At 71.1% G+C, this 13,437-nt stretch carries 15 protein-coding genes; 10 read left to right on the top strand and 5 right to left on the bottom strand.

Translation table 11 applies throughout. The features are described from left to right. Positions 1-64: 64 nt before the first annotated feature. The 4 genes from ACZ573_RS03510 to ACZ573_RS03495 all read left to right on the top strand — a co-directional run bounded on the left by ACZ573_RS03510 (position 65) and on the right by ACZ573_RS03495 (position 3,076). The gene (locus ACZ573_RS03510) at positions 65-655 is read left to right on the top strand and encodes an N-acetylmuramoyl-L-alanine amidase (RefSeq protein WP_471298385.1); all 591 of its coding nucleotides are present in this window, start codon (positions 65-67) and stop codon (positions 653-655) included. A gap of 153 nt (positions 656-808) precedes the next feature. Further along, complete coding sequence (locus ACZ573_RS03505; protein ID WP_471298381.1) at positions 809-1,747, top strand: MerR family transcriptional regulator; 939 nt, start codon at positions 809-811, stop codon at positions 1,745-1,747. Then, the gene (locus ACZ573_RS03500) at positions 1,744-2,100 is read left to right on the top strand and encodes a hypothetical protein (protein WP_471298378.1); all 357 of its coding nucleotides are present in this window, start codon (positions 1,744-1,746) and stop codon (positions 2,098-2,100) included. Before ACZ573_RS03505 ends, ACZ573_RS03500 begins: the two co-directional genes overlap by 4 nt. A gap of 67 nt (positions 2,101-2,167) precedes the next feature. After that, positions 2,168-3,076, top strand: coding sequence for a 1-aminocyclopropane-1-carboxylate deaminase/D-cysteine desulfhydrase (locus ACZ573_RS03495; protein ID WP_471298375.1), 909 nt, complete (start codon positions 2,168-2,170; stop codon positions 3,074-3,076). 13 nt (positions 3,077-3,089) lie between these two features. Here the strand turns inward: ACZ573_RS03495 and ACZ573_RS03490 are convergent, their stop codons facing one another. Beyond that, entirely contained in the window at positions 3,090-4,670 is a 1,581-nt protein-coding gene (locus tag ACZ573_RS03490; RefSeq protein ID WP_471298372.1) for a Na+/H+ antiporter, read from the bottom strand. Positions 4,671-4,882: 212 nt separating this feature from the next. Between ACZ573_RS03490 and ACZ573_RS03485 the strand changes: the two genes are divergently transcribed. From ACZ573_RS03485 to ACZ573_RS03475, 3 genes are all read left to right on the top strand, one after another. Next, the gene (locus ACZ573_RS03485; protein ID WP_471298369.1) at positions 4,883-5,143 is read left to right on the top strand and encodes a UBP-type zinc finger domain-containing protein; all 261 of its coding nucleotides are present in this window, start codon (positions 4,883-4,885) and stop codon (positions 5,141-5,143) included. A gap of 205 nt (positions 5,144-5,348) precedes the next feature. Then, positions 5,349-5,762 carry an ATP-binding protein gene (locus ACZ573_RS03480; protein WP_030012703.1) on the top strand — a complete coding sequence of 138 codons (414 nt, stop codon included), beginning with the start codon at positions 5,349-5,351 and terminating at the stop codon, positions 5,760-5,762. Positions 5,763-5,773: 11 nt separating this feature from the next. Then, positions 5,774-6,808 carry an RNA polymerase sigma factor SigF gene (locus tag ACZ573_RS03475; RefSeq protein ID WP_471299052.1) on the top strand — a complete coding sequence of 345 codons (1,035 nt, stop codon included), beginning with the start codon at positions 5,774-5,776 and terminating at the stop codon, positions 6,806-6,808. 28 nt (positions 6,809-6,836) lie between these two features. Here ACZ573_RS03475 and ACZ573_RS03470 read toward each other — a convergent pair whose 3' ends face one another. Continuing rightward, positions 6,837-7,286, bottom strand: coding sequence for a hypothetical protein (locus tag ACZ573_RS03470; protein ID WP_471298366.1), 450 nt, complete (start codon positions 7,284-7,286; stop codon positions 6,837-6,839). 83 nt (positions 7,287-7,369) lie between these two features. On the opposite strand from ACZ573_RS03470, the gene ACZ573_RS03465 reads away from it, so the two are divergent. Both ACZ573_RS03465 and ACZ573_RS03460 read left to right on the top strand, forming a co-directional pair. Further along, complete coding sequence (locus tag ACZ573_RS03465; protein ID WP_030385973.1) at positions 7,370-8,335, top strand: diacylglycerol/lipid kinase family protein; 966 nt, start codon at positions 7,370-7,372, stop codon at positions 8,333-8,335. Positions 8,336-8,659: 324 nt separating this feature from the next. Beyond that, positions 8,660-8,917 (top strand): WhiB family transcriptional regulator, encoded by a 258-nt coding sequence (locus ACZ573_RS03460; RefSeq protein WP_003953983.1) that lies wholly within the window; start codon positions 8,660-8,662, stop codon positions 8,915-8,917. Positions 8,918-9,069: 152 nt separating this feature from the next. Here the strand turns inward: ACZ573_RS03460 and ACZ573_RS03455 are convergent, their stop codons facing one another. After that, positions 9,070-10,539, bottom strand: coding sequence for a sensor histidine kinase (locus tag ACZ573_RS03455; RefSeq protein ID WP_471298363.1), 1,470 nt, complete (start codon positions 10,537-10,539; stop codon positions 9,070-9,072). A 402-nt stretch (positions 10,540-10,941) separates the two neighbouring features. Then, on the bottom strand, positions 10,942-11,538 hold the full coding sequence (locus ACZ573_RS03450) for a TetR/AcrR family transcriptional regulator (protein ID WP_471298360.1): 597 nt from the start codon (positions 11,536-11,538) through the stop codon (positions 10,942-10,944). A gap of 84 nt (positions 11,539-11,622) precedes the next feature. Between ACZ573_RS03450 and ACZ573_RS03445 the strand changes: the two genes are divergently transcribed. Next, positions 11,623-12,384, top strand: a complete 762-nt coding sequence (locus tag ACZ573_RS03445; protein ID WP_471298357.1) for an SDR family oxidoreductase — start codon at positions 11,623-11,625, stop codon at positions 12,382-12,384. Here ACZ573_RS03445 and ACZ573_RS03440 read toward each other — a convergent pair. Further along, complete coding sequence (locus tag ACZ573_RS03440) at positions 12,381-13,247, bottom strand: leishmanolysin-related zinc metalloendopeptidase (protein WP_471298355.1); 867 nt, start codon at positions 13,245-13,247, stop codon at positions 12,381-12,383. The genes ACZ573_RS03445 and ACZ573_RS03440 overlap by 4 nt on opposite strands. Positions 13,248-13,437 lie beyond the last annotated feature (190 nt).

The following is a 13,437-nucleotide window of genomic DNA, read 5'->3' as shown; positions in this document are numbered from 1 at the left end:
AACCGGAGGGTGACGAGACGGGCACAGAGGGTGCCCGCCGCGCACCGCAACGAAGGAGGCGGCCATGGCCGCACCCATGTCCGCGGACCGTTTCATCAGCGCACTGCGCAACGAGGGCCTGACCGTCGTCGAAGTCGGCGCCTGGCGCACCCACAACCGCAACCACAAGGGCCCTTGGGGGCCCGTGCACGGGGTGATGATCCACCACACCGTCACCCGCGGCACCCCGTACACGGTGGAGCTCTGCCGGGAGGGCCACAGCGCCCTGCCCGGCCCGCTCTGCCATGGAGTGATCGCCAAGGACGGCCGCGTCCATCTCGTGGGCTACGGCCGCGCCAACCACGCGGGCGCCGGCGACTCCGACGTCCTGGCGGCGGTGATCGCCGAGAAGCGGCTGCCGCCGGACAACGAGACGGACACCGACGGCAACCGCCACTTCTACGGCTTCGAGTGCGAGAACCTCGGCGACGGCGAGGACCCCTGGCCGGCGGTCCAGCTCGACGCCATCGCCCGCGCCTCCGCGGCCGTCTGCCGGATCCACCGCTGGACGGCCCGCTCGGTGATCGGCCACCGCGAATGGCAGCCCGGCAAGGTCGATCCCCGGGGCTTCACGATGGACTCCATGCGCAACCGCATCGCCGAGCGCCTGAAGTAGCTCGTCCCACCGAGCGGCCCGTCCCCGGGAGGATCTCAGGAGGCGGGCCCCGCGCCCTGCGGGACCGGGCCGCGCCCGGCAGCGGAAATCCCGTGGCCCGAAGATGCTGTCCCTGGTTGAGTCTCCTGCGGGGGGAGACATGAAAGTGGGGGCATGGACAGCGACACGCTCTACTCCATCGGAGAGCTATCCCGCCGGACGGGCCTGTCGGTGAAGACCGTCCGGTTCTACTCCGACAAGGGCATCGTCCCGCCGACCGGCCGGAGCCCGGCGGGCTACCGCCTCTACGGCCCCGGCGCGCTCGCCCGCCTGGACCTGGCCCGCACGCTGCGCGATCTCGGGCTCGATCTGGCGACCGTACGCAAGGTGCTGGACCGGGAGGCATCCGTACCCGAGGTCGCGGAAGCCCACGCCAACGCCCTGGACGTACAGATCCACACGCTCCGCCTGCGCCGGGCGGTGCTCCGCGCGATCGCCGGACGCGGCCCCACCCCCATGGAGATGAACCTCATGCACCGACTCGCCACGCTTTCCCGAACCGAACAGCACCGCCTGGTGTCCGCTTTCCTCGACAGCACCTTCGAAGGCCTCGACACCAACCCCGAGTTCGTGAGCCTGATGCGCTCCGCCGTACCCGAGCTCCCCGACGACCCCACGCCCGAACAGATCGAGGCCTGGGTGGAAATCGCCGGGCTCTGCCAGGACCCGGACTTCCGTGCGGCACTGCGCCGCACGGCCGAGGAGCAGGCCCAGGAGCCTTCCGGGCAGGACGAGGTCGGCGCCCTGCAGGACTCCATCGACCGGGCGATGCGCGAACGGGTCGGTGAAGCCGTGTCCGCCGGCCTCCTGCCGGCCTCCGCCACCGGCGGGTCCCTCGCCGACGCGCTGGGCGGCCTCTACGCCGACGCCTTCGGGCGGGCCGGCGAAGGCGGCCTGCGCCGCTGGCTCCTCGCCCGCCTGCATGCCACCACCGACCCGCACACCGCGCGTTACTGGCAGCTCCTGGCCACGGTCGGCGGCCGGCCCGCCTCACCCACGCTCGCGCCCGTGCACTCCTGGTTCACCACCGCCTCCGAAGGCGGGGCGCGATGAGGACGCGCGAGCTGAGGTTCGGCCTGTACGCGGACGAAGAGGGGCTGGCCTGGGTCGGGCGGCTCGTCGAGGACGCCGTGGGCCCCCGGAGCGCCCGCATCATCGGCGGGGCGGTCATCGACACCTTCCCCGGGAGCGGGCTGTCGACCGCCGACATGTACGACTTCCTCGCGGAACAGTGGGAGATCGAACATCCCGGCCTCAGCAGCGGCGCCCGCCGCCCGGTCGAACTGCGCGTCCGTCTGGCGTGCTCCCTGCGCACATGGCGGGCGATCCACCGGACGGTGATCGCAGCCCTCTGCCCGGAGGGCTCGGCCCCGCACAGCTGCCGCGTCCCCTGGATGGCTCGCTGAGGCGGGGACCGGCACCGGGCATGGACGTGCGGCCGGCGCCTCGGGGCGGGCGGTTCACAATGGACGGGTGAACCGCCCCCCGAACGTTGACGCGCTCCTGCAACCGCGCCCGCCGTCGCCCCTGCAGGAGATCCGCGACGACAGGTTCGGCCGGCGCGGCGTACGGCTCCTGCTCAAGCGGGACGACCTCGTGCATCCGGAACTGCCCGGCAACAAGTGGCGCAAGCTCGCGCCCAACCTGCGCGCGGCCCTGGACGCCGGCCACGACGGCCTGGTCACCTTCGGCGGGGCGTACTCCAACCACCTGCGGGCCACCGCCGCGGCCGGGCGGCTGCTCGGGCTGCGGACGGTCGGCATCGTGCGCGGGGACGAGCTGGCGGGGCGGCCCCTGAACGACTCGCTCGCCCGGTGCGCCGCCGACGGGATGCGGCTGCACTTCGTGTCCCGGTCGGAGTACCGCCGCAAGGCCGATCCGCAGGAGCTGCTCGGGCTGGTGGACTCGGCGAGCGCGGGCGGCGCGTACGTGGTCCCCGAGGGCGGCAGCAACGCCCTCGCCCTGCACGGATGCGCCGAACTCGGCCGTGAACTGCGCGGCGCCGCCGACGTGGTGGCGGTGGCCTGCGGTACCGGCGGGACGCTGGCGGGCCTCGCGGCCGGGCTGGCCCCCGGGCAGCGGGCCCTCGGGGTTCCGGTCCTGGCGGGCGGTTTCCTGGCCGCGGAGATACGTTCCCTCCAGGCGGCCGCCTTCGGGGGCCCGGCCGGCGCGTGGACCCTGGCCGAGGACTTCCACCACGGCGGCTACGCCCGGGTCCCGGCCGACCTGGAGGCCTTCGCCGCCGACTTCGGCGCCCGCCACGGCCTCCCGGTGGAGCGGATCTACGTGGCCAAGCTGCTCTGGGCCCTGACCGAGCTCACCGCGGCCGGAGCCTTCCCGCACGGCACGGTCCTGGCCGCGGTCGTCACGGGCCGGCCGTAGGCCGGGGCCGCGCTCACCCCTCCTCGCGGTAGGCCGCGGCCTCCTCCAGGTCCAGCCTGCGCAGCAGTGCCCGCAGCATCTCGTCGTCGATCCGCCGCTGGTCCCGCAGCGTCACGAAGACCTCCCGTTCGGCCGCGATCATCTCCCGCGCCAGCCGCCGGTAGACGTCGTCCGCCGACTCCCCCGTCTCCGGATTGACCTCGCCCAGCCGCTCCCACACCGCGTTGCGCCGGCGTTCCATGACCGTCCGCAGCCGGTCCGCCAGCGGCGGCGGCAGCGTGCTGTTCTCCGGTTCCTCCAGCAGCTCCGCCAGCCGCTCCTCGGCCGCCCGCGAGGCCTCGCTCTGCGCCTGCGCCTCCGCCAGGGTCTCGGCCTGCACGTCCTTCGGCGGCAGCTTCAGCGCCCGGATCAGCGGCGGCAGCGTCAGCCCCTGCACCACCAGCGTCCCGATGACCGTGGTGAAGGTCAGGAAGAGGATCAGGTTGCGGTGCGGCACCGAAATCGGCACGGAGAAGGCGATGGCCAGCGAGACCACGCCCCGCATCCCGGCCCATCCCACGATCACCGGGGCTTTCCAGTCGGTCTCCGGCTCCCGGTCCCTGATCCGCGGCGACATCCAGCGGGGCACGAAGGTCGCAGGGAACACCCACAGGAACCGGGCCGCCACCACCGCGAGGAACACGGCGGTCGCGTACCAGGCCGCGTGTGCGCCGTCATACTCGCCCAGCCCCTTGAGGACCACCGGCAGCTGGAGCCCGATCAGTGCGAAGACCACCGACTCCAGCACGAAGGCGACCACCTTCCACACCGCCTCCTCCTGGAGCCGGGTGGCGAAGTCGACCTGCCAGTTCCGGTGCCCGAGGTACAGCGCGACCACGACCACCGCGAGCACCCCGGAGGCGTGCACCCGCTCGGCGGCCGCGTACGCCACGAAGGGGATCAGCAGCGACAGGGTGTTCTGGAGCAGGGGTTCCCTCAGCCGCTTGCGCAGGTGGTGGATCGGCACCATCAGCAGCAGGCCCACGGCGATGCCGCCGACCGAGGCCAGCAGGAACTCCTCGATCCCGCCCGCCCAGCCGGCGCTGACCCCGATCGCGGCCGCCAGCGCCACCTTGTAGGCGGTGATCGCGGTGGCGTCGTTGACCAGGGACTCGCCCTGCAGGATGGTCGTGATGCGGTTCGGCAGCCGGAGCTTGCGGGCGATCGCGGTGGCGGCGACGGCGTCGGGAGGTGCGATCACCGCGCCCAGCACCAGCGCCACCGGCGCGGTGAGCCCCGGCACCAGCACGTACGCCGCGTACCCGACGGCGAGCGTCGCGAAGAGCACGTAGCCCACCGAGAGCATCGCGATGGGCCGGATGTTCGCGCGCAGGTCCAGGTACGAGCTGTCCACGGCGGCCGTGTACAGCAGTGGCGGGAGCAGCAGCGGCAGCACGATGTGCGGGTCGAGCGTGTAGGCGGGCACCCCCGGCACGTAGCCGGCCAGCAGGCCGGCGGCGACCAGCAGCAGCGGCGCCGGCACCGGGGTCCGGCGGGCCACCCCCGCGACGGCCGCGCTGCCGGCGATCAGCGCCACCAGCGGCAATACCTCCATCGAAGATCCACCTCAATCGTCGGCCGCTCGCCCCGAACGCGCGGGCTTGGCCGAGGAGATCCCCATGACTCGCACGGCGGGAACGTATTCTGTACGAGATCAAGCTCCGGTCAAAGCGTGACGCATCGACACTCCGCTGCATCTCAGCTCCGGCCCGTGCGCGCGGTACGCCCCGAGACTGAAGGCCGGGGTTCCGGTACAAGGAGAATGCGATGAGCGAGTGCACCCACGTTGCCGAACTGCCGCGTCCCGAACCGGTGCCCTCGCACGACACCTGCCCCGAATGCCTGGCCCTCGGCAGCCACCCCGTGCAGCTGCGGATGTGCCTGGTGTGCGGGCGGGTGGCCTGCTGTGATTCCTCGCCCCACCGGCACGCCACGGCGCACCACCAGGAGACCGGGCATCCGGTGATGCGGAGCTTCGAACCGGGTGAGACCTGGCGCTGGTGTTTTGTCGACGGTTCGATCGTCTGAAGCGGGGTAGTTCAACCCTCCGCCGGTTCCCCTGATTTGGGCCCCGCAGACCCCTAGCCACTGTGCGTACCCATGGGCTTACCATCAGCCACTGGCTCGCAGGCGGGGTGCTCGAAGCGGGCGCCAAGAGGGGTGCCGCGACACGATCGCCCGGATCGCGATAGCGTCACCGGCGAACAGAGCTCGTACCACCTTGGAGGTGAGGGTGTCCCAGATCGCAGGCGAGCCCGGGACTCAGGACTTCGTGGAAGTCCGGCTGCCCGCTGCGGGTGCCTACCTGTCGGTGCTGCGGACGGCCACGGCCGGCCTCGCGGCACGTTTGGACTTCACCCTCGACGAGATCGAGGACCTCCGCATCGCGGTGGACGAGGCCTGCGCGATCCTGCTCCAGCAGGCCGTGCCGGGCTCCGTCCTCAGTTGCGTGTTCCGGCTGATCGACGATTCGCTGGAGGTGACCGTCTCGGCGCCGACCACCGACGGGCGCGCACCGGAGCGTGACACGTTCGCGTGGACGGTCCTGTCGGCGCTGGCCGGCAAGGTCGAGGCCACGGTCGAGGAGAACCGGACGGTGAGCATCAGCCTCTACAAACAGCGCGGCGCGGGACCAGGCCCGGCGTGAGCGGCGGGGAGATCCCGGTGCGGGGCGGGGATCGGCCCCGGGTACGGCACGAGGTCGACGGCGGCATCCCGGAGCAGCAGCACGCCCGGCCGCACCCGGCTGACGCGGATGCGGAAGACGGCTTTTTGGACTCGGCGGAGCGACGGGCGGGCCCTATGAGCGAGAACCAGCAGGAACAACCACAACCATCCCGGCCGACCGGGACGGGAGCCGAGGCTGCGGCCGCGGCCCCCGTGGTGCCCCCGGTAGCGCCGGTGCCGGTGTTCCCGGTGACCCCGGCGCTGCCGGACCCGCGCGACCGCAGCGGCGCGCGGGCCCTGTTCATCGAGCTGCGGGCACTGCCCGACGGGTCGGTGGAGAAGGCCGAGCTGCGCAACCGGCTGGTACGGATGCACCTGCCGCTGGTGGAACACCTGGCGCGGCGCTTCCGCAACCGCGGTGAGCCGCTCGACGACCTGACCCAGGTCGCGACGATCGGCCTCATCAAGTCGGTGGACCGGTTCGACCCGGACCGCGGGGTCGAGTTCTCCACGTACGCCACGCCCACGGTGGTCGGCGAGATCAAGCGCCACTTCCGTGACAAGGGCTGGGCGGTGCGGGTGCCGCGTCGTCTGCAGGAGCTGCGGCTCTCGCTGACGACGGCCACGGCCGAACTGTCCCAGCAGCACGGCCGCTCCCCGACGGTGCACGAACTGGCCGAGCGGCTGGGGATCTCCGAGGAGGAGGTGCTGGAGGGGCTGGAATCGGCCAATGCCTACAGCACGCTCTCCCTCGACGTCCCGGACACCGACGACGAGTCGCCGGCGGTCGCGGACACCCTGGGCGCGGAGGACGAGGCCCTGGAGGGCGTCGAGTACCGCGAGTCTCTCAAGCCGCTGCTGGAGGGCCTGCCGCCGCGGGAGAAGCGGATCCTGCTGCTTCGCTTCTTCGGCAACATGACCCAGTCGCAGATCGCCCAGGAGGTCGGCATCTCCCAGATGCACGTCTCCCGACTGCTGGCCCGCACGCTGGCCCAGCTCCGCGAGAAGCTCCTCGTCGAGGAGTAGGCGGGCGGAGGAAGAACCGGACGACCGGTTATCGGGCCTGTTCGCCGGGCCCGATACCCAGAGCCTCGGTCGCCGTCGGATTCACCAGGAGCGCGACGACGGCCACCGCGGCCACGGCCAGCGCCACGGCGGCGGCGATCATCGCGCCGCCGGTGCTGAAGAGGGTCCAGGCCACCGGCAGTGCCATCAGCTGGGTGATCAGGGCCGGGCCGCGGCTCCAGCGGCGGCCCAGGCGCAGCCCGCGGGCCGCGACCAGCGGCAGCGCGGCGAGCGCGAGCAGGGTGATCCCGCCCGTCTCGGCCTGCTGCGGGGAGTCGGGGTCACCGGCGATCCCCACGAAGAGCATGTAGATCCCGAGGCCGGCCAGCGCCAGGCCCTCCAGGGCGGTGAGCGCGGCGGCCGCAGTCAGCCGGCCGGGCAGCACGGCGGTCGGGACGGCGGCGGGGGCGGGGGCGTTCGCGGGCTGCTTCTTACTCACTCCAGCAGGGTAGCGGCGCGCTCCGGACCCCGGAGGGACGGGCAGTAGGGTCGGCCTGCGAAGGGGTGGGTAGTCTGGCGCTCATGCGTGCACTTCTCGTGGCCAACCCAGCAGCGACGACCACCAGTGCGCGCACGCGCGACGTCCTGACCCATGCCCTGGCCAGCGAGATGAAGCTGGAGGCGGTCACCACCGAGTACCGCGGGCACGCCCGGGACCTGGGGCGCAAGGCCGCGCACGAGGGGCTCGACCTCGTCGTCGCCCTCGGCGGCGACGGTACGGTCAACGAGGTGGTCAACGGGCTCCTGCACAACGGGCCCGATCCGGAGCGGCTGCCGCGGCTGGCGGTGGTTCCCGGCGGCTCCACCAATGTGTTCGCGCGCGCCCTGGGACTGCCCAACGACGCGGTCGAGGCGACCGGCGCCCTGCTGGACGCGCTGCGGGAGCAGCGCGAGCGGACGGTGGGTCTGGGCCTGGCGGCCGGCACCCCGGGCACGGAGGACGAGTCGGTCCCGGCCCGCTGGTTCACGTTCTGCGCGGGCTTCGGCTTCGACGCGGGTGTGGTGGGCCGGGTGGAGCAGCAGCGCGAGCGCGGCAAGCGTTCGACGCACGCCCTGTATGTGCGACAGCTGATGCGCCAGTTCTGGGAGGAACCGAACCGGCGTCACGGAACGGTCACGCTGGAGCGTCCCGGAGCGGACCCGGTGACCGATCTGGTGCTGTCGATAGTGTGCAATACGTCACCGTGGACGTATCTGGGGAATCGTCCGCTTTACGCCTCCCCCGAAGCCTCGTTCGATACTGCGCTTGACGTATTGGCACTGAACCGTTTGTCAACTCCGGCGGTCGCGCGGTACGCGACCCAGCTCCTGACCTCCACTCCTGAGCGGGGTCCGCACGGCAAGCACGCGGTGTCTCTGCACGATCTGACCGACTTCACCTTGCATTCGAAGGTTCCGCTTCCCTTCCAGATGGACGGCGATCATCTCGGACTGCGGACCAGCGTTCGGTTCACAGGCGTACGCCGTGCACTGCGTGTGATTGTGTGAGTGGAAGGGCCCGGAGGCCTTTCACTCGAACGTTTACACGTCGGTCCACCCTCACGATGTAGGGCTGTGACCTAGTAGACACCGACGAATCAAAAAAAACTTTCCGGAAGGGGTTGTATCCCCGTCCGAGGTTTGCGAATCTCTTCATGGCGATCGGGACAGCCCGCAACACCCGGCACCCACACAGACCGCCAGAACCCCTCCACGAATCTCTGACTGATCACCCGCGTGAAACCGGGCGGTCGCGCTTCCCTCACGGGGGGATTCGTGAAAGCGTTCACATTCACAAGCAACTTGCCCGCAATACAAGGAGATGGAGCAGCCATGGACTGGCGTCACAACGCCGTTTGTCGTGAGGAAGACCCGGAACTCTTCTTCCCCATCGGCAACACCGGTCCTGCGCTGCTGCAGATCGAGGAAGCCAAGGCCGTCTGCCGCCGTTGCCCCGTCATGGAGCAGTGCCTGCAGTGGGCGCTCGAGTCCGGTCAGGACTCCGGCGTCTGGGGCGGTCTCAGCGAGGACGAGCGCCGCGCCATGAAGCGCCGCGCCGCTCGCAACCGGGCGCGCAACGCCAGCGCCTGACAACGACTTTCGAGCCTCGACGCGCAGCGCGTAGTAACCGAACAAGCGCTCAGCACCGTGCTCTTGAGCCCCGGACCGATTCATTCGGTCCGGGGCTCAGTGCTGTGCGGGGCGCGCGACGCGGTGCGTCACGCTGAGTCACGACCCGGCTGCTACTTCTGCGGGCTGGAGGGGATGTCGAGGACGACCTTGGTGCCACGCGGCTCGATCCGGAGCATGTCGAACGTGCCGCCGAGCTCCCCTTCCACGAGGGTCCGTACGATCTGCAGCCCGAGGTTGCCGGCCCGCTGGGGGTCGAACCCCTCGGGCAGACCGCTGCCGTCGTCGAGCACGGTGATCAGCAGCCGGCCGTCGGTGCGACCGGTTCCGGTGCGGATCGCGGCCACCTCCACGGTGCCCCGCTCCCCCTGGGTGAAGGCGTGCTCCAGGGCGTTCTGCAGGATCTCGGTCAGCACCATCGACAGCGGGGTGGCGACCTCCGCGTCCAGGATCCCGAACCTGCCGGTGCGTCGGCAGTCGACCTTGCCCGGCGAGATCTCCGAGACCATAGCGATGACGCGGTCGGCGATCTCGTCGAACTCGACCCGCTCGTCGAGGTTCTGAGACAGCGTCTCGTGCACGATCGCGATCGATCCGACACGGCGCACGGCCTCGTTCAGCGCCTCGCGGCCCTGCGGGGAATCCATCCGGCGGGACTGGAGCCGCAACAGTGCGGCCACGGTCTGGAGGTTGTTCTTCACCCGGTGGTGAATCTCCCGGATGGTCGCGTCCTTGGTGATCAATTCACGTTCGCGACGACGCAGTTCCGTCACGTCGCGGCACAGCACCAGGGAGCCGATCCGGGTGCCCTTCGGCTTGAGCGGGATGGCGCGCAGCTGGATGACCCCGCTGTTGCCCTCGACCTCCGTCTCCCGGGGGGCCCAACCGCTGGCGAGTTTGACCAGGGCCTCGTCCACCGGTCCGCGGGAGGGCGCGAGTTCGGCGGTGGTGTTGCCCAGGTGCTGGCCGACGAGGTCGGAGGCGAGGCCGAGCCGGTGGTAGGCGGAGAGCGCGTTCGGCGAGGCGTAGGTGACCACGCCCTCGGCGTCGAGCCGGATGAGGCCGTCCCCGACGCGCGGGGAGGCGTCCATGTCGACCTGCTGGCCGGGGTACGGGAAGGAGCCCGCGGCGATCATCTGGGCGAGGTCGGAGGCGGACTGGAGGTAGGTGAGCTCCAGCCGGCTCGGTGTACGCACAGTGAGCAGGTTGGTGTTGCGTGCGATCACGCCCAGGACCCGGCCCTCGCGGCGGACGGGGATCGACTCGACGCGGACCGGCACCTCCTCGCGCCACTCGGGGTCGCCCTCGCGCACGATCCGGCCCTCGTCGAGCGCGGCGTCCAGCAGCGGGCGGCGGCCGCGCGGCACCAGGTGGCCGACCATGTCGTCCTGGTACGAGGTGGGGCCGGTGTTCGGGCGCATCTGGGCGACCGAGACGTACCGCGTGCCGTCGAGGGTGGGCACCCACAGCACGAGGTCGGCGAAGGACAGGTCGGAGAGCAGCTGCCACTCCGAGACCAGCAGGTGGAGCCACTCCAGGTCGGTTTCTCCGAGAGCGGTGTGCTGGCGTACGAGATCGTTCATGGAGGGCACCTTGCGAGCGTACCCCGGGTACGCGCCATGACTTTCCCCACGGCGGTACTCAGGAGTATCCAAGGGGGGCGCGGGCCGCGTACTGTTGGAGGAAGTGACGGGTTTCCAGGCCCTGTCATTGGATGGACAGAACAGAATGGTCTAGTCCACAATTGATTTCAGAACTTCCGCCCTCCCCGCACAGGAGGACGGATCGAGGTAAGCCGCGCGCTCTGCCCTGACCGCGCAGGCACCTCCACCGGCCGTCGGGAACCGCACACCTGTCGGCCGTAAGTACTCCGGGCTACGGTGCCGGGCGGGTCGAGGGTCCCGTCCTGCACCGTGGCCCAGAGGAACTCCTCCGCGTGGACGCGCAGGGTGCACTCCGGGCGGACGCCCCGGACCCCCGGCCGGTCAGGCCGCGGGCCAGGCCAGCAGGGCCCGCTCGGCCACCGCCTCCAGCTCTTCCCGGCTCGCCCCGTCGCGCGACTGCTGGGACATCCCCTGAAGCACCGCCCCGGCGTACCGGGCCAGCGCCCGCGCGTCCGTGTCCGCGGGCAGCGCGCCCGTGGCCATGTCGGCCCGGATCCGGCTCTCGAACATCACCAGGTTGGCGTTGCGGCGCTCGCGCAGCGCCTGCGCCACTTCGTCCGAGGTGGTGTTGATCGCGGCGCTGATCACCATGCAGCCCGGGGGGTGGGCCGGGTCGGTGTAGACCTCGGCGGCCTCGCGCAGGATGCGGGCGACGGCCGCCCGGGCGGTGGGCTCCTCGGCGAGCGCCACGCCCGCGAAGTCCCCGTACCGGCCGCCGTACACCACCACGACCTCGTCGAAGAGCTTGCGCTTGTCGCCGAAGGCCGCGTAGAGGCTGGGCGCGCTGATGCCGAGCGAGGCGGTCAGATCGGCGATGGAGGTCGCCTCGTAGCCGCGCTCCCAGAAGGCGAACATCGCCTTGTCGAGGGCGGCGCCGCGGTCGAAGGAACGGGGTCTGCCGCGCTGTCCGGTCACCATGCCCGCATTCTATAGCGGTCGCTAGGAAATCTGGTACGTTCATTTCTGTAGCGACCACTAGCGATTATCGGAGGGGGGCGCGTCATGGGCGTGCTCAAGGGGAAGACAGCATTGGTCACCGGCGGCAGCCGGGGCATCGGACGGGCCGTGGCCGAGCGGCTGGCGCGGGACGGGGCACTCGTCGCGGTGCACTACGGACGCGACGGGGCGGCGGCGAAGGAGACGGTCGAGGCGATCGGGGCGGACGGCGGACGGGCCTTCGCCATCGGGGCCGAGCTCGGCGTCCCCGGCGACGCGCAGGCCCTGTGGGCCGCGTACGCGGCCCATCCCGACCACACGGAGGGTGTGGACATCCTGGTCAACAACGCCGGGGCGGCGGCCTTCGCGGGGATCGCGGACACGGACGAGGAGATGTACGACCGGGCGCACGCGCTCAACGCCAAAGCGCCGTTCTTCGTGATCAAGTACGGGCTGGAGCGGCTGCGCGACGGGGGCCGGATCGTGAACGTGACCGGCACCCCGGACATCGCCCTGCCCGCCATCCTGGCCACGGTCATGGCCAAGGGCGCCGCGAACGCGCTGACCCGGTCGCTGGCCGCCGAGCTGGCTCCGCGCGGGATCACCGTGAACTCGGTCGGCCCCGGCATCACCGAGACCGACCTCAACGCGGACCTCCTCGCGGACGGGGCGACCCGGGCCCACCTGGCCGCCCGCTCCGTCTTCCACCGGGTGGGCACGGCCCAGGAGGTCGCCGACGTGGTGGCCTTCCTGGCCTCGCCGGACTCCCGCTGGGTGACGGGCCAGCACCTGGACGCGACGGGCGGCCTGCAGCTCGCGCTGATCTAGGGCCGGTCGGCGGGGATGCTGCTGGGGACGGTGGGGAGCATGACGCCCCTCGGAGCCGCGGCTTCCGCGCCGCCGGCCATGGCGATGACGAAGGGGTCGGGGAGTTCATAGGGCTCCGCGGCGTCGAGGTCGACCTGGTAGCCGAGATCCCCGAGGCTCGCCACGGTCAGCCTGCTCAGGGGGTTGCCCGGCCCTCCGATGGTCGGCGACATCAACTCGTTGCCGAAGACCCGCTCGCGCCAGTGGCCGCCCGCGCTTCCCGCGCCGCCGACGTTCGCGACCGGTACGGGGGTGGGCTGCCCGGCCCCGATGAGCTCGCCGAACTCCTTCATGGCGCCGGGACCGACGAAGGTGGGGTTGGGGCCGGGGAAGTCCTTCAGCAGACCGAAGATGCCCCAGATCGTCCCGATCCCCAGTACATGGCCCATCTCGTGCGTGATGACGTCGAGCAGCGAGCCGTCGTCCTCCATCTGTCCCAGGTCGGCCTTGTCGAACCGCATGATGCCCGTGGCGGGCAGGCGCGCTCCGGTGACAGCCGTCTCCCGCCGGAAGCGGATCGGGCCCGCCTCCCCGAGCGTGCCGAAGACCCCGTCGATCGCCACGCCTTCGGCGTCGATCAAGAGGTCGTCGATGACGACGTCGCCGGTGAAGTCGCGAAGGATCGCGGTCTCCAGGTCACCGACGATGACCTTGGCCCAGCGTTCGGCGGCCTGCCCGAAGACGTCGCGCTGGCCACTCGTCAGCCCCCCGATGAACCGCACCTCGATCTGGAAGGGCGAGGTGGTCGCGGCGAGCAGCTCGGCGCGACCGGCATCCGCGACAGCTCTGTAGGTCTCGAAGGCGTAGCTGGTGTGCCTGCCCATGACGACCACTCCAATCGCACATACCATGATTTATCTACATAAACCACCGTAGAGGAGAATGGAGTTGTAGACAGGGCAACCAAAAGATTGAAGGTTCTCCCGACCCTCACGACAAAGGGCGGCGAGACCCCCGCCGCACGCGACGACCTCTGCTAGATTGGTCTATACCACCCTACCCACTCCAGATCGG

Source organism: Streptomyces sp. NPDC040545 (genome assembly GCF_055595065.1).
Note: the sequence above shows the minus strand (reverse complement) of the source record. Positions and strands in the feature narration are given on the sequence as shown.

What these genes read in the sequence shown, in the direction of transcription:
- ACZ573_RS03460 (WP_003953983.1), top strand. Translation starts at nt 8,660, where the DNA reads ATGGACTGGCGTCACAACGCCGTTTGTCGTGAGGAAGACCCGGAACTC.
- ACZ573_RS03445 (WP_471298357.1), top strand. Translation starts at nt 11,623, where the DNA reads ATGGGCGTGCTCAAGGGGAAGACAGCATTGGTCACCGGCGGCAGCCGG.
- ACZ573_RS03510 (WP_471298385.1), top strand. Translation starts at nt 65, where the DNA reads ATGGCCGCACCCATGTCCGCGGACCGTTTCATCAGCGCACTGCGCAAC.
- ACZ573_RS03455 (WP_471298363.1), bottom strand. Translation starts at nt 10,539, where the DNA reads ATGAACGATCTCGTACGCCAGCACACCGCTCTCGGAGAAACCGACCTG.
- ACZ573_RS03450 (WP_471298360.1), bottom strand. Translation starts at nt 11,538, where the DNA reads ATGGTGACCGGACAGCGCGGCAGACCCCGTTCCTTCGACCGCGGCGCC.
- ACZ573_RS03500 (WP_471298378.1), top strand. Translation starts at nt 1,744, where the DNA reads ATGAGGACGCGCGAGCTGAGGTTCGGCCTGTACGCGGACGAAGAGGGG.
- ACZ573_RS03485 (WP_471298369.1), top strand. Translation starts at nt 4,883, where the DNA reads ATGAGCGAGTGCACCCACGTTGCCGAACTGCCGCGTCCCGAACCGGTG.
- ACZ573_RS03505 (WP_471298381.1), top strand. Translation starts at nt 809, where the DNA reads ATGGACAGCGACACGCTCTACTCCATCGGAGAGCTATCCCGCCGGACG.
- ACZ573_RS03490 (WP_471298372.1), bottom strand. Translation starts at nt 4,670, where the DNA reads ATGGAGGTATTGCCGCTGGTGGCGCTGATCGCCGGCAGCGCGGCCGTC.
- ACZ573_RS03440 (WP_471298355.1), bottom strand. Translation starts at nt 13,247, where the DNA reads ATGGGCAGGCACACCAGCTACGCCTTCGAGACCTACAGAGCTGTCGCG.
- ACZ573_RS03465 (WP_030385973.1), top strand. Translation starts at nt 7,370, where the DNA reads ATGCGTGCACTTCTCGTGGCCAACCCAGCAGCGACGACCACCAGTGCG.